Annotated in this window: 14 protein-coding genes; 7 read left to right on the top strand and 7 right to left on the bottom strand. The window is 48.3% G+C overall.

What is annotated here, in order from left to right:
• Nucleotides 1-26: 26 nt before the first annotated feature.
• Nucleotides 27-1571: a hypothetical protein gene (locus HHL16_RS15030; RefSeq protein WP_169426001.1), complete on the bottom strand. Its 1545-nt coding sequence runs from the start codon at nt 1569-1571 to the stop codon at nt 27-29.
• Between the two features lie 181 nt (nt 1572-1752).
• On the opposite strand from HHL16_RS15030, the gene HHL16_RS15025 reads away from it, so the two are divergent.
• Nucleotides 1753-3810 carry a hypothetical protein gene (locus HHL16_RS15025; RefSeq protein WP_169426000.1) on the top strand — a complete coding sequence of 686 codons (2058 nt, stop codon included), beginning with the start codon at nt 1753-1755 and terminating at the stop codon, nt 3808-3810.
• 70 nt (nt 3811-3880) lie between these two features.
• Here HHL16_RS15025 and HHL16_RS15020 read toward each other — a convergent pair whose 3' ends face one another.
• From HHL16_RS15020 to HHL16_RS15000, 5 genes are all read right to left on the bottom strand, one after another.
• Nucleotides 3881-4966: an alkene reductase gene (locus HHL16_RS15020; RefSeq protein WP_169425999.1), complete on the bottom strand. Its 1086-nt coding sequence runs from the start codon at nt 4964-4966 to the stop codon at nt 3881-3883.
• Nucleotides 4967-5072: 106 nt separating this feature from the next.
• Nucleotides 5073-7478 (bottom strand): glycoside hydrolase family 3 N-terminal domain-containing protein, encoded by a 2406-nt coding sequence (locus HHL16_RS15015; protein ID WP_346766841.1) that lies wholly within the window; start codon nt 7476-7478, stop codon nt 5073-5075.
• A gap of 18 nt (nt 7479-7496) precedes the next feature.
• Nucleotides 7497-8315: an ATP-binding protein gene (locus HHL16_RS15010; protein ID WP_169425998.1), complete on the bottom strand. Its 819-nt coding sequence runs from the start codon at nt 8313-8315 to the stop codon at nt 7497-7499.
• 26 nt (nt 8316-8341) lie between these two features.
• Nucleotides 8342-10492, bottom strand: a complete 2151-nt coding sequence (locus HHL16_RS15005; RefSeq protein WP_206022439.1) for an alpha-galactosidase — start codon at nt 10490-10492, stop codon at nt 8342-8344.
• A 13-nt stretch (nt 10493-10505) separates the two neighbouring features.
• Entirely contained in the window at nt 10506-11372 is an 867-nt protein-coding gene (locus HHL16_RS15000; protein WP_169425997.1) for an AraC family transcriptional regulator, read from the bottom strand.
• A 681-nt stretch (nt 11373-12053) separates the two neighbouring features.
• Between HHL16_RS15000 and HHL16_RS14995 the strand changes: the two genes are divergently transcribed.
• Nucleotides 12054-13712, top strand: coding sequence for a UxaA family hydrolase (locus HHL16_RS14995; RefSeq protein WP_169425996.1), 1659 nt, complete (start codon nt 12054-12056; stop codon nt 13710-13712).
• A 41-nt stretch (nt 13713-13753) separates the two neighbouring features.
• Nucleotides 13754-14926, top strand: coding sequence for a mannonate dehydratase (uxuA, locus tag HHL16_RS14990; protein WP_240966176.1), 1173 nt, complete (start codon nt 13754-13756; stop codon nt 14924-14926).
• A 22-nt stretch (nt 14927-14948) separates the two neighbouring features.
• Here the strand turns inward: uxuA and HHL16_RS14985 are convergent, their stop codons facing one another.
• The gene (locus tag HHL16_RS14985) at nt 14949-15383 is read right to left on the bottom strand and encodes a helix-turn-helix domain-containing protein (RefSeq protein WP_169425995.1); all 435 of its coding nucleotides are present in this window, start codon (nt 15381-15383) and stop codon (nt 14949-14951) included.
• A gap of 74 nt (nt 15384-15457) precedes the next feature.
• Between HHL16_RS14985 and HHL16_RS14980 the strand changes: the two genes are divergently transcribed.
• The 4 genes from HHL16_RS14980 to HHL16_RS14965 all read left to right on the top strand — a co-directional run bounded on the left by HHL16_RS14980 (nt 15458) and on the right by HHL16_RS14965 (nt 19978).
• The gene (locus HHL16_RS14980) at nt 15458-16198 is read left to right on the top strand and encodes a 3-oxoacyl-ACP reductase family protein (RefSeq protein ID WP_169425994.1); all 741 of its coding nucleotides are present in this window, start codon (nt 15458-15460) and stop codon (nt 16196-16198) included.
• A gap of 148 nt (nt 16199-16346) precedes the next feature.
• Entirely contained in the window at nt 16347-16691 is a 345-nt protein-coding gene (locus tag HHL16_RS14975) for a hypothetical protein (protein ID WP_169425993.1), read from the top strand.
• An 86-nt stretch (nt 16692-16777) separates the two neighbouring features.
• Entirely contained in the window at nt 16778-17479 is a 702-nt protein-coding gene (locus HHL16_RS14970; protein ID WP_169425992.1) for an ABC transporter ATP-binding protein, read from the top strand.
• A gap of 15 nt (nt 17480-17494) precedes the next feature.
• The gene (locus tag HHL16_RS14965) at nt 17495-19978 is read left to right on the top strand and encodes a TonB-dependent siderophore receptor (RefSeq protein WP_169425991.1); all 2484 of its coding nucleotides are present in this window, start codon (nt 17495-17497) and stop codon (nt 19976-19978) included.
• Nucleotides 19979-19981 lie beyond the last annotated feature (3 nt).

Here is a 19981-nt window from a genome sequence, read left to right as displayed (position 1 = left end):
TTGTATTCTTGATGAGTATGGATGTGTTACTTCTTTTTCTGTCTTGCTTCCAGCTGTGCCTTGTACAATGATGGAGGTTGAAGTCCGCTCTTGTTCAGCCCTTCCCATTCTCCCGGCAGTCTGTCTTTGAATCGACCTTCTGCCTGACGGCCGGTGGTACCGATGCTGTAATTCTTTCCGGCTACCCATGGGCTCTGCACAGCAGCTGCTTTCACTTTGCAGTTCCAGAGCACCTGCGTTACGCCTGCCCAACCATGGCCGCTTCCATAGTTTCCGCGATCCTGCACATTGATCTCTCCGTCTGTAGTGATATTGTCGTACAGCGTTCCAACAGCCCAGCGATGGTGCGGGCCGATATCTGCATGCGTGATGTCTGAGGAGCAATTGGTGAATACATTCGGACCGAGTGTTTTGGCGCCGGTTACGTAATCGTGACGTCCATCGGAAGTGGTGCAGTTCATGATGAGGTTCTGCTGTCCATCGTTGTTGAACGAATAACGGCGGCCTCCCGTGATTTTGCTTTTGTGATCGAAGCAGCGGCTGTCCGATACTGTTATGTTCTTTGCCCATCCGCTGAGATTAACGCAGGAATAAGAAAAGTAACGAGCGGTTACTTTAGTGATCCAGCCATTCTCGATTTTGTCGAACGATACTGCATCCCATGCATGATTCTCCGCAGTGTCGGAACTGGCGGGCGATTCGCAGTAGATGTTCTCGATGCCTACATGCTGAATGCGTCCGTCGAAAGTATATTTGTAAAGATAGCCACCTCCGTATTTGCTGTCGATGGCCAGCATCACGGGGTTATCCAGTTCGATGGTATTTCCTTTCACACTCACCACTTCGCGCTGGAAGCTGAGATTGTATTGATTGGCGCTCCACTGTTTGGTGCCGGGCCTTTCAACGATCTGATCCATTTTAAGATCGGTGATCAGCTGATCATTGGCAGGTTGATAGATGATCACTTTATCGCCTTTGGCGAATTTGGATCCGTCCTCCACGTTGAAACTTTTAGCGCCTGTAGGAACATAGTTGTCTGTGATGGCTACGCGTGAACGGGCAATTTCTTTCAGCATACCTTTCCCTGCTACATCGATCAGTGGTTTCTGAGTGGGAGCCAGTGCAATCAGTTTTGTTCCGTCTTCCGTATTGCCTTCTCCGCGCAGCACAATGCCACTGGCGTTGATGAAGATCGATCCGGGGATATTGTAGGTGCCGCGTTTCAGCAGAATAGCGCCACGGTATCCGTTGGCATCGGGTTGCCTGGCAGATAGTTTGTCGATGGCTTCCTGGATCTGCTGCATGGCATTATCCGAAGGACTGATAGTTGTCACAACAGGAATAACAGGAATGGCTTTATCACCGTGATAAAAACCAACTGCACTGAAGTCGGGAATGATATTGCCCTGCTGATCCGGAGCATATTCGAGTGATCCGTTCGGCAATTGTTTTACAAACTTCGATTCCCATGCAGGCATTGGGCCGGCAGCGATGGAAAAAACAATGGCGGCAGTTGTAGCTGTTGCAGCTAAACCGGCAAGCAGTGAGGTGGTCAATGGCAAGGATTTCATGAGCTGAAAGAGTTTACTTCTTTGCATAATATTCCAACAAAAAATGATGCCTTGCACCCCTATGCCAGAATTGTTGAATAATTGGGTAATTGCATCAAGGATACCCTGATCATATGCAGTGTTAATCAGATAATTTAGCAAAAGTTACTGAAACCTGCTACTATCACTGCAACTCAACTGTATGACGAAAACCAATTCACTGAAATTACTGGGGTTGTCCTTTTTATTTCCGGCTGCCCTCTTTGCTCAATCCCAGCCGCCGATTGCTGTACAACAGGACAGATGGGCGATTCAACCCGATGGCAGCATCAACTGGACCATCGATAACCGTCTTCCGCACAACGATCATATCGAGATGAGCGGGGAGAAAGTTTCGCTCTGGGTGCAATACGGCGTGGATACTTCCGGCCGCGCTACTCTCGATCGCACCATGGTGTTCCCTACATTCAGGTTACTGCCTGTGCGCACGCTCGCCAGCATGACCTACAACGTAACCGACAATGATCTTCCTCGATTTCTCATCAACGATAAACTCTTCCGGTACGGCGTGTATAATGCAAGCATAAACACGCCCATGCAGGAGCAGGTGACCAGCATCAGCCAGCATGGCATTATGCAGGTGAACAGCACCATCGGAAAAGATCAGGGCGTGAAATTGCGCAGAACCCTGTTCCCATCGGTGAAGCAGCCGCTTGCGCTGGAGCAGTGGGAATTCACCAATGCAGGCAAGCAGCCATTGAAAGTGGAGATGGAGTATCTGCGCCGCGAAGTGAAACCTGCCAAAGAACGCAACACACCCGATCAGCATAGCTTCTTCATAACAACAGTGAATGAAGGATTGAAAACATTGCAACCCGGCGAGTCCGTTACATTCGTGATTGCCTATTCTGCAGCAAGTGCAGACAGACCCGAAGTGAAATTCTCCGCCGATGATGAGCTCGCTGCAAGAAAAGCGAGAGTGAAAGAGATCTCTTCAAAGCTGATACTGGAAACACCCGATCCTTTGCTGAACACAGCATTTGATTTTGCTAAACTCCGTGGCACTGAAAGCATTTTTCTCACCAAAGGAGGTTACATGCATGGTCCCGGTGGATTGCGCTACTATGCCGCTATCTGGGCGAATGATCAGGCGGAGTACATCAATCCATTCTTTTCGTTTCTGGGGGATGATGTAGGCAACAAATCTGCGATGAATGCATACCGCTGGTTTGCGAAGTATATGAATCCTGATTACAAACCAATCCCCAGTTCCATCATTGCAGAAGGAGATGGCATCTGGCATGGAAGGCGCGACAGGGGGGATATGGCAATGATCGCTTACGGCGCAGGCCGCTACGCGCTTGCCAACGGAAATGCAGACTCGGCAAAGGTTCTATGGCCATTGATCGAATGGTGTCTCGAATACCTGCATCGTCAGATCAACGCAGATGGTGTTGTTGCGAGCAACAGCGATGAACTGGAAGGAAGATTTCCCGCAGGTGATGCCAACCTTCACACAAGCATTTTGTATTACGATGCATTGCGTTCCGCAGGTATGCTCGGCAAATCACTTTCACTTCCAGCGAAGCAACTGAAAGAATACGCAATTCGTGAGAAGAATATCCGCGCCAATATCGAAAAATATTTTGGTGCAACTGTGGAAGGCTTCAATACCTATCGTTACTACAAAGGAAATGATACGCTCCGCGCCTGGATCTGCGGGCCTCTCACTGTTGACATCTTCGACAGAAAAGAGGGAACCATTGCGGCGCTTTTCTCTAAACGCCTCTGGACGGAAGACGGGCTCGCTTCACTTGCAGGCAACAAAACATTCTGGGACCGGTCTACGCTCTATGCGCTTCGTGGTGTATTTGCTGCCGGCGAAACACAGAAGGCGCTTGAGTTCTTACAGTATTATTCAAGAAGAAGATTGCTGGGAGAGCACGTGCCCTATCCGGTGGAAGCTTTTCCCGAAGGGAATCAGCGCCATCTTTCAGCAGAGAGCGGATTATATTGCCGCATCTTCACGGAAGGTGTATTCGGTATGCGTCCTGCAGGGTTCAACAGCTTCGATTGCAGCCCCAAATTACCTGCTGAATGGAACACAATGTCTTTGAAGAATATCCACTCCTTCGGGCATGTATTCGATCTGAAAGTGATGAGGGCAGGTGCAGGCAAATTGCAGATAATCGTAACACAGAACGGTCAGGAAAAAAAATACGCCATCAAAGATGGCGCTACTGTAAGAGTCGTTCTCTAAGAATATTTACACTACAGCACGCTGTTGCAGAAAGAACGGAGTATCGTTCCGACTGCAGCAGCGTTTGTTTTTATTGTTGTGGCTGAGGCATTTCGTTCATCAATGGATAGTCGGTGTATCCAACAGCTGAATTGCCGTACATGGTTTTGAAATCAACCGGATTCAGCGGAGCCTGATGTGCGAAACGCTGCGGCAGGTCTGCATTTGCAAGGAATGGTTTTCCGAATCCTATGAGGTCGGCAGTTCCTTCTTCGAGTAATTGTTCAGCGCTTGCGGCATCGAATCCATTGCAGACAATGATGGTGCCCTTGAAAGTTTCTCTGAAGAATTTCAATCGCTCTGGCGTCGTCATCGGATTTCTGGAAATATGCAGGTACGTGAGTTCGAGTTTGCTCAGCTCTCTCACCAGGTACTGATACGTTGCATCCACTTCGGCTTCTTCATACGCATGCATATCATTCAGTGTAGAGAATGGGGAGATGCGGATGGCGGTTCTTTCTTTCCCGATAGCAGCAATGGTTGCAATAGCTGTTTCGATAGCAAACCGGCTTCGGTTGATATGGTTGCCTCCATAAACATCTGTGCGGTTGTTCACATGCGGATTGAGGAATTGCTCAATCAGATAGCCATGTGCACCATGCAATTCCACTCCGTCGAAACCTGCTTCCATTGCCAGCTCTGCGGCTATTGCATGTTGTTTTATCGTTTGCTTTATTGCTTCTGCGCTGAGTGCAACAGGCGTAGAATAGTTAAAGGCTCCGTTTAATGTATGGATCTGCCCGGACATGCCGATAGTTGAAGGCCCCACCACCTGTGCACCTGCCGGAAGATTATCCTGATGCGATACGCGCCCGGTGTGCATCAGTTGAACAAAGATCTTTCCTCCGTTGGCGTGTACTTTGTCGGTAACCAATTTCCAGCCTTCAACCTGCTCCTTGGTGAAGATGCCGGGGATACGCTGGTAACCCAGTCCTTCAGGTGCAGGCGAAGTTCCTTCGGTTACAATCAATCCCGCAGTTGCGCGCTGCCCGTAATATTCTGCCATCAGTGCATTCGGAATACTGCCGATAGCGCGGTTGCGTGTCATCGGCGCCATTACCATGCGGTTGCTGAGCGAAAGCCCATTCTTTTGATAAGGAGATAATAAAATGCTCATATTGGAATACGTTTTTGGTTAATATTGGAGCAGGTGGGAAGAAGAACAGCCGGACCCGCGATTTGTTCACGATGGCCCGGCTGTTGACAAACAGTTAACGAAGTGTTTATTTCACCAGAAAACTTTTTTTGATTCGAATGTCCGCAGAACTGCTTCCCATCTGTATTTCAAACTCTCCGGGTTCCACCACAAAGTTCATGTTCTTATCGAGCAGCGCCAGATCTGAAGGCTTCAATTGAAAACTAACCTTCTTTGTTTCTCCCGGCTCCAATGTAATCCGTTCGAACCCGCGAAGCAGCATTTCGTACTGCGTTACACTGCTTACAACGTCTTTGAGGTAAAGCTGTACCACTTCATCTCCTTTTCTTTTTCCGGTATTGGTGATATCGACAGAAACTGAAATGCCTTGTTGAGTACGCGGGCTATCTGGCGTGATCACCAGATTGCTGTAACCGAAACTGGTATAGCTTAGACCGTGGCCGAACGGATAGAGGGGACCATTGACAGCTGTTTTTCCGTAGCCATTCGGCCCATCTCCGGGTTGACCCGCATGCGAGCCGGGTTTGTAAGGGAAGTTCAGTTCTATTTGTCCGATCGTTTTCGGAAAAGTGACTGCGAGTTTTCCTCCGGGATTGTAATCTCCGAAGATCGATTCAGCAATGGCCTTTCCTCCGGTTGCGCCGGGGAACCATGCTTCGATAATGGCCGGTGTATACTTCTGCGCCCAGTTTACTGTGAGTGGGCGACCATTGATCAGTACCAGAATTACCGGCTTGCCTGTTGCCTGCATGGCCTGCAACAGTTGCAGCTGACGGGCTGGAAGATCAAGTCCCGTTCGGGTTTTGCTTTCTCCCACCATTTGTTCGTTCTCGCCTAACGCTACCACAATGGCATCTGACTTTTTCGCAAGTGCAACGGCAGAATCAATCGTTGCCTGTTCTGATTTTGTAATCGGAGAAGGAAGTATTTCGCTTTCCGGCCAGTTAGGATCTGTGATGTCGCAACCTCTTGCAAACTGCACTTTGAATTTGTTGCCGGCATATTGCTGCAATCCTTCGAGAACAGAGATCACATGCACGTTCGACGGACCATAACGACTGATGGAATGATTCGTCTCCGCTGCAAGCGGACCGGTTACCAGCAGATTCTTAATTTTCTTTACATCGAGTGGTAAGGTGTTGTTGTCATTCTTCAGCAATACCAGCACTTCTCTGGAAAGCTGCTCCTGCATGGCTTTGGCTGCATCATTAAAAACAATTTTGTCGGCATCTGCAGGGTTTGCCACATATGGATGATCGAACAATCCCAGTTTGAATTTTACACGCAATACACTCGCTACGCGCTGATCGATGGTCTGCATGCTCAACGATCCTTCGCGGATCAGTTCGCGAAGCGGCAATACATAATCTTCGGGTTTGGTGAAATCGGTTCTTACATCGAGACCTGCTTCCACTACCTGTCTGATGGCTTCTTTGTAATCCGCTGCCACCTTATGTTTCTTGTACAGGAATTCCACAGCACGGCTGTCAGAAACTACGTATCCGTTAAACCCATATTGCTGGCGCAGCAATTCGGTGAGAAAGTAATGACTGCCGGAGACGGGAACACCATCGTAATCGTTGTAACTGCTCATCACACCAAGTACATGGGCTTCTTCAATTACCCGGCGGAAAGGGTAGAGATGCATCTGATGCAGCTCACGTGGAGCAATATGCGGATCTGTTCTGGCATCACCATCGCGGCCACCTTTGGGCATGCTGTAAGCAGCAAAATGTTTTACTGTGCTGGCAACTCCCTGGCTTTGGATGCCCAGCGCCATTTGTTTGCCGAGCTCCGCTATATGGAACGGATCTTCTCCGTAGCACTCTACAACCCGCCCCCAGCGCGGATCGCGGGCCAGATCGAGAATAGGCGCGTATACATTGGTGTAGCCAGTGGCTGCTGCTTCGCGGCCTACGGTTTGTCCTGCACGGAATACGAGTTCTTTGTTCCAGCAGCTGCCGATGGCAATCGGTGCAGGAAGGAGCGTGGCTCTGTCGTGGTTGAGACCATGAATGCCCTCATTGGTGAAATCAACCGGAATGCCCAGACGTGTTTCTTCGATGAACCAGCGCTGAACAGTATTGATGGCATTGGCATGTTTGCTCTGCGGATAAGAATATTGTGAAACTGCTTTTTTGTTGTAAGGCAGACTGTTGAGGTGTTCGTCGATATTGGCGATGCCATCTTTCCAGAGACTTTGCTTCCATGCGTCGGTAGGCAGTTCGTCTTTCAACACACGACCGAACCCATACAGCGTGATCATCTGGCAGGTCTTTTCTTCTACATTCATCTGACTAATGAGATCGGCAATCCGTTTCTCGATGGGTTGCAGCTGATCTTCATACACATCGCGTTTTCCGTTCTTGTTGAAATCGATCCAGCCCTGGTGATAGATGGAACCAGTCTGCGCCTGCAAAAAAAATGGTACTGCAATCAAAGGCAGTACCATCGCGAACAAATGTTTCTTCACAATAACTTGAATTGATGATTATTTCAATTGGTAAGCAGCAACGGTTTTTCCGTTGAAAGTGGGTACGTACACTATTTTTTTAAGTGGATCGTAACCGATATCTGCTGTGTTCTTTTTCTGTGGATGCGTTTCGAGCAGGGTATCTACCTTGCCATCTTTGTGCACGTAGAAAATATATCCGGCCCATGCTGTTACGATGAAATCCCCGTTGCCAACAGGTTCTACGCCATCACCGCTTTGTGGAAGTTCTGCTATGGGAGTGATTTGTTTGCTGGCATCTGCCTTCACGAAATTCTTTCCGGCTGCGATGTAGAGATCACTGCCGATTGCTTTCAATCCGTTCACCCCTTTCTGATTTTCGAGATAGAGAGTAGCAACATCATTCTCCAGTTTGTAGATGTTTCCGGCACGGGAGTCGGAGATGAATACGATGCCTTTATCGTTCACGGTTATGTCGTTGAGCGCTTTGGCGCTGTCGATTCTGATCTTCTTTTCAACGGCTCCTTTTTTGATATCGATGATCACCACATCGTTGATGTCTGCTACGAAGAGACGATTGCCGGAAATGCCCATGCCTTTGGGAGCGTTCAGGCCGGTGATCCAGTTGCCGTCGTATTTCTTTCCGTCGAAACTCAGCTTGCCTACGCCGCCCTTGCCGTCGGCCACCCAGCCGGGTCCGTCGATGAGCGACACAAACATTGTTTTTCTGGTGAAATCAGGATATACAGATTCGGGAATGGCAACGATTGTATCGGTCTCCCAGATCTTCTCCAGCTTTTGCTGTGCAGATGCGGTCAGGGAAATAGATGTGATCGCAAGGAATAAGAGCTTTTTCATATAAAGGTGTTTATGGTTAACCCAGACTATTGTGCAATGATCTCAAACACGTTGCTGGTCATTGCTAATCCTCTCGGCGCAATATTCAGGCCAATGCTCATCAGGTATTCGCCCGAATAGGTTTTATCGTTCTCAGGGTTATTGCTCTTTGTACCGGGATAAAGATTGATCTCGCGAATGCGATAGTTTTTCCCTCCATCAAGCCCCTGCAGTTTCACATTGGTAAATATATTCTTTCTTCTCGGTGTAGTGAAGTACTGGAACAGGATAGCTTTTTCTTTCTTTTCTTCTGCGTACATCACCACGGCACGATCTTCTTCGTAAGGAGATACCAGTCTGTATTGGTCTCCCTGCTGAATAACCGGTGAAATCTGCTTGTAGGTTTTGATGGCGTTGTTGGTGAACTCGATATCTTCTTTGGTGAAATTGTTGGTGCGGATATCGTATCCGAGTCTTCCCATCATAGCCACATCTGTTCTGAATTTCAGGGATTGGTTCTTGCCCATGCTGGTTACATGCGCAGAGATGGTGTTGGCAGGGAAGAAGTAAGAATATCCCCATTGAATGAATATTCTTTCGAGTGCATCGGTATTGTCGCTGGGCCAGAACTCCGTGAAATATTTCATGGCGCCGTAATCTGTTCTGCCGCCACCGCCTGCGCATAACATAATCGGCAGCTTCGGGTATTTGGCGCGGATGCGCTCCAGAATTTTGTACAGCGATCTGGTGTACTCGATGTAGAGATGCGATTGTTTTTCTTTGAGGTAAGGAGCATAGGCATTGGTCATGCTGCGATTGCAATCCCATTTGATATACGCCAGTTTAGGGTTCTGAGTGAGGAGGTCGTTCACGAGATTGTAAATGAAATCCTGCACTTTGGGGTTGGTGAGATCGAGCACCAGCTGGTTTCTTCCGTAGTTCTCTTCGCGGTTGGGAAGCTTCAGGATCCAGTCGGGATGCGCTTTGTAGAGATCGCTTTTGGGGTTCACCATTTCTGGTTCGAGCCAGATGCCGAAATGGATGCCTCTTTTTTCAGCTTCGTTTACGAGGTAACCGATGCCGCTGGGAAGTTTGGTTTTATCGGGCTGCCAGTCGCCGAGACCGGTTTTGTCGTCGTTGCGGGGAAAGGTATTTCCGAACCAGCCATCGTCGAGCAGGAAGAGATCAACGCCGAGTTTTTTGCCTTCGTCGAATAATTCTGTCAGGCGTTTTTCGTCGAAGCTGGTATGGGTGGCTTCCCAGTTGTTGAGCAGCACCATGCGTTCGCCTTTTCCGTCGAGTACGGCATAGTTGCGCGCCCATCGGTGGAGATTGCGGCTTGCCTGTCCTTTTCCGTTGCTGCTCCAGGTGAACACCATTTCGGGAGTGGTGAAAATTTCATTGGGAGCAAGGTAGTATTCGGAGGCATAGGGGTTGATGCCACTGCGAACGCGTAATGCATTGCGCTGATCTACTTCGAAGGTGAACTGGAAATTGCCGGTCCAGTTAAGGGTTCCGGCGATCAGCTCTCCGTTATTTTCGTCGGAAGGTTTGTTGAGGGAGAGAAAGAAGAACTGGGTTTGATAGAAATTTGTTCTGGCACCCAGCTTGCTGTCGAGCGATTTGATGCCGTGCGTAAGTTTTTCGTCCACCATATTCACTTCGCGTGCCCAGTCGCCATGAAACTGTGTAAGCCAGTATTCATCGGCATTGAAGTGAAGCATGCTGGATGCATACTGCGTAAGCATCACTGGTTTTTTCTCCTGATGTTTGATGATGGCCTGGCAACTGAAAACGTCTTCAGCTTTGTAGGCGGTATAGTGGAGTGTTACATCCACAGGATACACGGGATCGCGCATCACCACATCCGTAGTAATTACATTGCCGTTGGTTTGTGAGCTATGAGAAACGTAACGCAGTTCCAGCGAAGGATTGCCATCGTTATGCACCATGCGGATAGCGGGTTCGAACTGGTTTTCCATCCCTGCGGTGAGGTAGGCCTCGCGTCCTCCGCCGAGTTTGTCGATGATCGGCTGGTTGATTTTTTTGCCCAGATATGCCTGCTGCACGCGCTGGTTCCCGGATACTGTAAGCACCAGGCTGGCATTTTGAGTTTCAATTACGATAGGTGCAATGCGTTGAGCCTGGAGCCGGATGCAGGTGAATGCAGCCAGCAACAATACCGGAAATCTGATCATAAGGGATAGTTAGTTAGGCCATAAATTCTTTCTGATAGTTCAGCGGACTCTTGCCGGTGATCATCTTGAAATATTTATGGAAGCTCGTGAAATTATTGAAGCCGCTTTCATAGCAGAGCTGCTTGATGCTGAGGTTGTTTTCGATCAGCAGTTTGCAGGCCTGGCCCACTCTGATCTCAATCAGAAACTGTGAGTAGGTTTTGCGGGTTCTCGATTTGAAGTAGCGGCAGAACGAATTGGGACTGATATTCGCTACAGCAGCAATTTCTTCCAGCTGTATTTTTCTTTTGAAGTTCTTGAGACTGTAATCGTAGATGGCGTTTACGCGGTCGCTTTCCGCTTCTACCAGTTCCTGCTTGAATCCGATGGAAGAGAGCGAGTCGAGCTGCTTGCATTCTGCGATGGTATTGAGTGCTTCCATCAGCAGCATGATGCGCATGGTGCCGTCGGTGTTGAGCAATGCTTCGAGCAATTCGCCCACGTGCTGGCGGGTTTTGCCGGAGATCTGCAAACCGCGTCTCGCTTTTTCGAGCAGGGTTTTGATATTGGTGTTCTCCGGCAGTTGCAGAAACTGATCTCCCCAGAAGTTCTCGCAGAAATGCACTACGCGAACATCTGCCTGCAGGGTATTGCCTTCTTCGAAATAGGTGTCGTCGAAACGCCAGTAGTGGGGAAGCTGTGCACCCACCATCACAATATCGCCGGATTTGAACCTTTTGATATTGTCACCGATGAACTGGGTGCCTTCACCCTTCTTAAAATGGATCAGTTCAATTTCTGGATGGTAATGCCAGCGGTTGTTCACATAAGGAACAATGTCTTGTCTTACGCTGAATGAGTGCCGTGGCGCTTTTGATACTTTCAGTAGTTGAGGTCTCATTTCAAAAGGGTTTAGTGGTTAAACCAGTTTGGTGAATGCCAGACCCGAATTGCCGTTGAGCAGTCTGCTGGTCCGTAAGTGGAGCAGGAGGGGAGAATAAATGGGGATACCAAAGCAGTCCCGGTTGCCGGGTGGCTGAAGCAGGTTTTCGCGATGGTTTCCGTCTGTAATTTTTCTCGTTGCATGGCAAGACGGTTTGATGCTGGTCGATGTAATAATCTCTCCCTACAAATTGAAATTTTTTTTGCCAGAGATAGTCAGTTTGCCTCCTCTTTATTTATGCAAACGTTTTCGTACCAAATGTGCATAAAACGTTCAAAACCTTGACGGTAGGCTTTGTTTGGGCTTGCAGGTTTTCGGAAACATGCCCATTTTCGCAATTTTTGGGAGAAGAAAACAATCGCAACTATTAACCCCATCGGACAAGAAAAATGATAGAAACAGTAGGTTAATAAATGAACAATTGAGGTTAAAAACAGATTCGGTTGTGTATATGGGTTAGTGTGATGTTTCAAGTGCTGTTCTGCAATAGTTCCGAGCTTCGCTGCAATTGGGTAATTTTGCATTACGCAAACGATTGATCAGGCTGCTGCCAATTCAGCTTATAATTAGGATAATTGCATGGGTTTTTCAACAGCTTGATAGTTATTTATTTGTATTAAGTTTACTACAACCATGATTATGCAGGCTACTTACAAATATCTTCAGATACACCCCGATGACAATATCCTCGTTGCATTACAGGATCTTCCACAGGGCACTCCGGTTCAACACAATGGCAAGGAATTTTCTCTCGTGGAAAAAGTTGCCGGCAAACATAAATTCACTATGAGCGATCTGGCTCCCGGTGATGAAATTTATATGTATGGCGTACTGGTAGGAAAGGCCGATAAACCCATTCCGCAGGGCGCTGCCATCACAACAGAAAATATCCACCACGCTACCAACGATTTTACATTGGGCGAAAGAAAGCTTCAGTGGAAACAACCCGATGTTAGTCAGTGGAAGAATAAACAGTTCATGGGCTATCACCGTGCCGACGGATCAGTTGGTACTGCCAACTACTGGGTAGTTATTCCACTCGTATTCTGTGAGAACAGAAACGTGGAAGTGCTGAAAGAAGCCCTGATCGAAAAGCTCGGTTACAGCAAAGTGAAAGCATTTGAGAGCGATGTGGAAACCCTCGTAAATATGTACCAGCAGGGCGTTTCGGAAGAAGAGATCCTGAACCTTGAATTCACCGAAAAACCTGCTGTTGTAAACAATAAGAAGATCTTCAAAAATATCGACGGCATTAAATTCCTCAATCACGAAATGGGTTGCGGCGGTACCAAGATGGATGCAGAAGCTTTATGCGGACTGCTTGCCGGTTATGTTACGCATCCCAACGTTGCAGGAGCTACCATACTCAGCCTTGGCTGTCAGCACGCGCAGGCGAGCATTCTGAAAAAAGAGATCATGAAACGTGATCCCAATTTCAGCAAACCCTTCATTTTGCTGGAACAGCAGAAAGAGGGCACCGAAAGCCAGCTGCTGACGAAAGCCATCAAAAAAACATTCGCAGGCCTGATGCAGGCCAATAAGAACGAGCGCAAGCCCGCTCCCCTGAGCAAATTGTGCATCGGTTTGGAATGCGGAGGCTCAGACGGGTTCTCCGGCATCTCCGCCAATCCTGCAGTTGGTTATGTTTCTGATATACTTGTTACACTGGGATCGTCTGTGATCCTTTCCGAATTCCCTGAGCTTTGCGGCGTAGAGCAGGAGTTGAGCGATCGTTGTGTGGATGCTCCTACAGCACAGAAGTTCATGGATCTGATGCGTACCTACAATGCCCGTGCGGAGGCTGCGGGTTCGGGCTTTTACGCCAACCCCTCGCCAGGCAATGTGCGTGACGGACTCATCACCGATGCCATCAAATCGGCAGGTGCAGCCAAAAAAGGCGGCACATCACCGGTAGCGGATGTACTGGATTATCCGGAAAGAGTAACCAAGCCCGGACTCAATCTGCTTTGCACTCCCGGTAACGATGTGGAAAGCACAACAGCTGAAGTGGGTTCAGGCGCCAACATTGTTTTGTTCACTACGGGGCTGGGAACACCCACCGGCAATCCTGTTGCTCCTGTAGTAAAACTCAGTACCAATACAGCTTTGTACAAACGCATGCCGGATATTCTCGACATCGACTGCGGAACAATTATCGAAGGCACAGAAACCATACCCGAAACAGCTTCCAGAATAATGGACTATATCATCGATGTGGCCAGTGGCAATGCAGAACCCAAAGCAGTAAAGCTTGGCCAGGATGATTTCATTCCATGGAGAAGAGGCGTATCACTTTAATTTTCATCAGAACTTCTAAATAATTCAATCAACATTCTTCTATGAACGTTGCAATGGAGCAATCATTCCGCTGGTTCGGTCCTTCAGACCCGGTAAGCCTCGCGGATATCAGACAGGCAGGAGCTACAGGGATCGTTACGGCGCTGCATCATATCCCTAACGGAGTGGTATGGACGAAAGAGGAAATACTCGCGCGTAAGAAAGTGATCGAGGAGGCAGGCCTCATCTGGAATGTAGTGGAAAGCATTCCTGTACACGAACATATCAAAACACAGCAGGGAGAGTACCTGCAATATATTCAGAACTATCAGCAGAGCATCCGCAATCTGGCGGAATGCGGCATACATATCGTTACATATAACTTCATGCCTGTGCTCGATTGGACGCGCACCGATCTGGCATATGAAGTGGAGGACGGATCAAAGGCACTCCGCTTTGAACGCGCCGCCTATGTTGCGTTCGATACACTGATGCTGCAACGTAAAGGAAGCAAAGACGAATATTCAGCCGCTGAACTGGCTGCTGCTGCAGCGCGTATGGACAGTATGAGTTCCGAAGAAAAACAGTTGCTGCAACGCAACATCATTGCCGGACTTCCCGGATCTGAGGAAAGCTTTACGCTGCAACAGTTTCAAAGCGCGCTGGATCAGTACGAGGGAATTGATGCGGCAAAACTTCGTTCCAATCTGATCTTCTTTTTGCAGCAGATCGCACCTGCTGCGGAAGAAGCGGGCGTACAGCTGGCTATCCATCCGGATGATCCTCCGTATCCCATCTTCGGATTGCCACGCGTAGTGAGTACCGAAGCCGATGTGAATGCTTTGTTCGAAGCCGTGCCATCAAAGGCAAACGGATTGTGCTTCTGTACGGGATCTTTCGGCGTACGTGCCGATAATGATCTGGCGGGCATGGTAGCGCGACTGGGCAGCCGCATACACTTCATTCACCTGCGCAGTACGCAGCGTGATGAAGCCGGCAATTTCTACGAAGCCAATCACCTCGAAGGAGATGTAGATATGTACAGTGTGGTAAAGAATATCATAACAGTGATGCGCAGTCGTAAGGCGTCAATTCCTATGCGTCCGGATCATGGACATCAGATGCTGGACGATCTGAAAAAGAAAACAAATCCGGGTTACTCGGCCATCGGAAGGCTGAGAGGGTTAGCCGAACTGAGAGGTCTCGAACTCGGCATTGCCCGCGGACTACAATAGTTTCTCTGACATCAAGCATTGATTAGGCGACAGCTTCCTTTTTGGAGGCTGTTGTTTTTTTTACACCAACAGCAGGCAGATTGTGTACCGATTCCGAATCGTCTGATTGTATTATCTGGCGGTGCTTGTTACCCCATGCGCTCATATGACGGAGCATCGGTGCAGTTTCCATGCCCATGGTAGTAAGTTCATATTCCACTCGGGGTGGTACTTCAGGATAAATGATGCGTTTTACCATTCCATCGTCTTCCAGTTCGCGAAGCTGCGCTACAAGCATCCTTTCTGATACTCCGGCAATGTTTTTCCTCAGTTCGCTATACCGCATTTTTCCTTTCAGCAGGGTAAAAAGGATAGCTGGTTTCCATCTTCCACCAAGCACGGAAAGCGTGTAACTCATGCCACATCCGTGTTTCAGGGCTTCTTCGTTGATGGAATTGGTGGAGTTTTTCTTACGCATACTTACTTTTTTGTTAGTACTTAACAATTTTAGCTGTACCTGCAAATATACCAACAGCATTTTAGATTTGCGGTATGAAAAATTTATCAAACAAAACAGCCCTGGTAACAGGAGCAAGCCGCGGAATAGGAGCGGCCATTGCAAAAAGACTGGCAAGAGAAGGTGCGAACGTTGCCATCACATATAATTCCTCACCGGATCGCGCCGAAGCAGTAGTAAAAGAGATCGAAGCAGCAGGCGGTAAAGCCATTGCCATCAAGGCAGACAGTTCCGATCCCAATGCAGTGAAGGCAGCGGTTGACAAAACAGCTGAAACATTCGGAGGATTGCATGTGCTGGTGAACAACGCAGGCATCGCCATGCTGAAATCGGTGGAGGATTTTACTCTGGAAGATTTCGATCTGCACACTTCAGTAAATATCCGTGCAGTGTTTGCGGGTTCACAGGCGGCGATCAAACATCTGCCCCGTGGCGGACGCATCATCACTATCGGCAGTTGTATGGCAGAACGTGTTGCTGGTCCCGGTGGTTCTGTGTATGCCATGAGCAAAAGTGCATTGATCGGTCTCACCAAAGGAATGGCGCGCGATCTCGGCCCCAAAGGAATCACCGTGAACCTGGTTCATCCCGGACCAACAGATACCGACATGAATCCTGCGGACGGTGTAGGTGCTGACTGGCAGCGATCCATGAATGCACTCGGAAGTTTTGGTTCTGTAGAAGATGTTGCAGCAATGGTTGCATTCCTCGCCGGACCTGAAAGCGGCAATATCACTGGAGCCGGCATGCTGGTGGATAGCGGCAACAATGTATAAGAATAATAGTCATGAAAAGCACAGGACTGTTTCGGAAGAGGCAGTCCTGTTTTTTTTTGATGATGTATGCAATTCTAAAAAATATCTGAACGGGTGTTGGAGGAATACTGATTACCTCTATATTTGCAACATTGATGCAAAATAAAATTTGAACATCCGCAAACGATACCGGTTCCTTCTTGCAGTTTTTCTCACTGCGTTGTATGCGTTCATTGCAACGCCGGTACAGTTATGGCATCATCATGCAGACAGGCAGTTGCGTACCGAAAAACTTACTTCACCATTTGCTGCAATTTCGAAAACAGTGGTGGATGCTGAAGGAGGTGATTGTTCTGTTTGTTCGCATCATTATTCTGTGTACGCAGATGATGCATCTTTCTCCGTTGTTTTCTTTCCACAACAATATGCGGTACTGAAAGCATTTGATCAGCTCACGGTTGCTGATCCGCTCTGGTACTGGCTTTCCAACAAAGGGCCTCCTTCGGTGGCATAATGCATTTTCTTTTCTGAGCAACATGCAGCAGGCGATCCGTCTGCCTGTATTGCTTTCTACCTGATACATTTCAAAATCAAAACATCATGGCAGTATTGCAAGCGATCTCGCTTGGCAGGCAGTACAATGGTATTGCTGCGCTGAGCAATCTCAACTTATCGGTTGAGAAGGGGGAAGTATTTTGTCTGCTTGGCCAGAATGGCGCAGGAAAATCCACCACCATCAATTTGTTTCTGGGTTTCATTGAACCAAGTTCAGGATCGGCATTGATCAATGGAAGAGAGATCTCCCGCAGTGATGCGGAGGTGAGGCGGGCACTGGCCTACATACCCGAAGTAGTACAGTTGTATGGAAATCTTTCAGGTATCGAAAACCTCGATTTCTTCAGCCGCATTGCAGGATTCAGGTATACGGAAGATGAGCTGCGCGCCTTTCTGCTGAAAGCCGGATTACAGCAGGATGCGCAGGCGAAAAAACTTGGAGCCTACTCCAAAGGCATGCGGCAGAAAGTAGGCATCGCCATTGCTTTGGCAAAGAATGCAGATGCCATTCTGATGGACGAACCTACATCCGGTCTCGATCCGCAGGCTACTGATGGTTTTACGCAGATCTGCAAAGAACTGGCAGCCGATGGTAAAACCATCTTCATGGCAACACACGATATTTTCAATGCGGTGAATGTGGGTGCGAGAATCGGCATCATGCGTCAGGGAACGCTTGTGCACACTGTGGCTACACACGATATTTCCGCCAGCGAATTGCAGCAACTCTATCTCCGCACCATCTAAAACCGATTCATCAACATGAAATATTTTTTCTGCGTTATCAGTTGCTGGCTGATCAGTTTTGCATCAAGGGCACAAACTCCGCTTGCAGGACGTGTGGTTGCAGAAAGCGGCGAACCGGTTCCCGGAGCCATCATCTTAATGCTGCAAAAGAAGCAAGAACTTAAAACTGTGAGCGATGAACAAGGGTATTTTCAACTGACAATATCCGCCAGATCGAACTGCAGGTTGCAGGTATCTGCCATGGGATTTGAAACATGGAGTGGAATTGTTGTTGCTTCGACTGAACAGGATTCAATGCTGATAAGGCTTACGTCGATTCCCAAAGAACTGCAGGCCATCGAAGTGGTGGGCAGAACATCCCGCAAATACAGCAGTGACTATTCTTTCAGCGCTACAAAATTCGCGGTTCCGAACAGAGAGATACCGCAGGCAGTATCGTCGATCACCAAAGAACTGATTGCCGATCGCAATGCATTTCAATTGTCCGATGCAGCGAAGATGGCGAGTGGAGTGATCCCATCGAGTTACTACAATCAGTTTTCGATAAGAGGCATCAGTCAGAATGAGGAAGGACAAATTGTGAATGGCATGCGTACGCGCCAGTATTATTTTCTGCAACCACTCACTGCAAATATCGACAGGGTGGAAGTGGTGAAAGGTCCGGCCAGCGCCACATTCTCCAGTGTTGATCCCGGAGGCAGCATCAATATCGTTACAAAGAAACCATTACCGGTTGCACGAAGAGAGATCAGTTTATCGGCCGGAAGTTTCAGCACTATTCGCGGTGCGCTTGACTTTACAGGACCGCTGAGCAAAGACAGGAAATTACTCTACAGATTGAACGGCGCTTATCAGGAAGCAAAAAGTTACCGCGATCTGGTGGGCAATAAATCGTTCCTGCTTTCTCCTTCTTTTTCGTGGGTGCCCGATGCGCGAACCTCGCTGAACACCGAGCTGATCATCAGCAGCATGAATGGAAATCTGGACAGAGGTCAACCCATCTTCGGAGCAGTAGCAGGCGCAACAGATCTGAAAAGTACGCCCATCAGCCTCAACCTCGCAGGTGCGGATGATCATTTCATTTCAAAAGAATTGATACTGATGGGGAACTTCTCGCATAAATTCAGCGATCGCATCGCACTGAACCTCTCGTACATGAAACAAACATGGAAAGAGGATTTGCAGGAACACCGCACCACCAATGCATTTGGTCCCGATATCAACAATAACCCGGTGTCTTCTTTGGCTGCAATGCAATTCGTTCAAAGACGGCAAACATGGAATACGGATAATCTTAACAGTTATATCAGTTTTCGTTTCTCTACCGGTCCCATCACACATACATTGCTGTTTGGCTACGATCTGCATCGATGGCAAAAGCTAAAAGGCGGAGGACAAAACGCAGCACGAGGATTTATGCTAAAGAACGGGCAGGTGGCCGCAGCATTCGACCCCGTACGTGCTTCAGAGTATCAAACTGTCGCATACGGAAATCTTACATTGCCCAAACCGAACGTACCACATTTCGATCTGAACAGGTCCGATTATTTCATTCGCAATAGCAGCGATTATGTATTCAATAACAGAACAGCATTGCCGGCTGCGCTGACAACTACACAGGCTGTATATGTGCAGGAGATGTTGCAATGGAAACCTTTTACCTTATTGCTGAGCCTGCGTAAAGAATGGTTTGAAGATATCACCAATTACAAATCTCCCAATACCATCAAAGCCAGCAACACTGCGTTGCTGCCGAGAGTGGGGCTCACATGGTCAGCCACCAGAGACTTGAACTTCTATGCCAGTTTTATGAAAGGGTTTCAACCACAATCCAACACGGTTACGCTGATGCCAAACACCGGGAGTCTCAAGCCTGGTGCACGTTTTGAGCCATTACTCAGCGAACTGAAAGAGTTCGGAACAAAAGCACAACTCTTCGATAATACCATCAGTGTAAGTGCGGCTGTGTATGAGATCGGGCAGCAGAATATTCTCATCAATGCGAACATACCTGCATATCCTGATTCTCTCATAACGCGGGGGGAGGAGAGAAGTCGTGGATTCGAAATTGAAGTTGCTGGATTTGTTTTACCCGGATGGCAGGTGAACGCGAGCTACAGCTATATCGATGCACGGATCATCAAAGAAAAAGATGCTGCGCTCGAAGGTGCACGCAAACAGAACACACCATTCCATAGCGGCAATCTCTGGACGCGCTATAATTTCTCCGGCAATAGTTTGTTCAAAGACCTGGGTATCGGGCTTGGACTGCAATACAGCGGCAATAAAGTTCCCTGGTTTACCCGCGCGTTTACTGTGCCTGCGTATACATTGCTCGATATGGCTTTGTACTATCAGCCGGCGAAAAGCAATATCCAGCTGGCATTGAATGTAAATAATCTGCTCAACGAAACCTGGTGGCTGGGCGCACAAAGTTATCTGCGTCTTTTCCCCGGATCTCCGCGGAGCCTGATGTTCACGGCCACTTATAAATTCTGATAA

This window comes from Pseudoflavitalea sp. G-6-1-2 (assembly GCF_012927185.1).
GTDB lineage: Bacteria > Bacteroidota > Bacteroidia > Chitinophagales > Chitinophagaceae > Pseudobacter.
This window is presented reverse-complemented; position numbering and strand designations above follow the sequence as displayed.

Bases quoted from the DNA above. Each gene is read 5' to 3' on its own strand.
- HHL16_RS14980 (WP_169425994.1), top strand. From the start codon at position 15,458: ATGAAAAATTTATCAAACAAAACAGCCCTGGTAACAGGAGCAAGCCGC.
- HHL16_RS14995 (WP_169425996.1), top strand. From the start codon at position 12,054: ATGCAGGCTACTTACAAATATCTTCAGATACACCCCGATGACAATATC.
- HHL16_RS15010 (WP_169425998.1), bottom strand. From the start codon at position 8,315: ATGAAAAAGCTCTTATTCCTTGCGATCACATCTATTTCCCTGACCGCA.
- HHL16_RS14965 (WP_169425991.1), top strand. From the start codon at position 17,495: ATGAAATATTTTTTCTGCGTTATCAGTTGCTGGCTGATCAGTTTTGCA.
- HHL16_RS15025 (WP_169426000.1), top strand. From the start codon at position 1,753: ATGACGAAAACCAATTCACTGAAATTACTGGGGTTGTCCTTTTTATTT.
- HHL16_RS14970 (WP_169425992.1), top strand. From the start codon at position 16,778: ATGGCAGTATTGCAAGCGATCTCGCTTGGCAGGCAGTACAATGGTATT.
- HHL16_RS15000 (WP_169425997.1), bottom strand. From the start codon at position 11,372: ATGAGACCTCAACTACTGAAAGTATCAAAAGCGCCACGGCACTCATTC.
- HHL16_RS14985 (WP_169425995.1), bottom strand. From the start codon at position 15,383: ATGCGTAAGAAAAACTCCACCAATTCCATCAACGAAGAAGCCCTGAAA.
- HHL16_RS15005 (WP_206022439.1), bottom strand. From the start codon at position 10,492: ATGATCAGATTTCCGGTATTGTTGCTGGCTGCATTCACCTGCATCCGG.
- uxuA (WP_240966176.1), top strand. From the start codon at position 13,754: ATGAACGTTGCAATGGAGCAATCATTCCGCTGGTTCGGTCCTTCAGAC.
- HHL16_RS15030 (WP_169426001.1), bottom strand. From the start codon at position 1,571: ATGAAATCCTTGCCATTGACCACCTCACTGCTTGCCGGTTTAGCTGCA.
- HHL16_RS15020 (WP_169425999.1), bottom strand. From the start codon at position 4,966: ATGAGCATTTTATTATCTCCTTATCAAAAGAATGGGCTTTCGCTCAGC.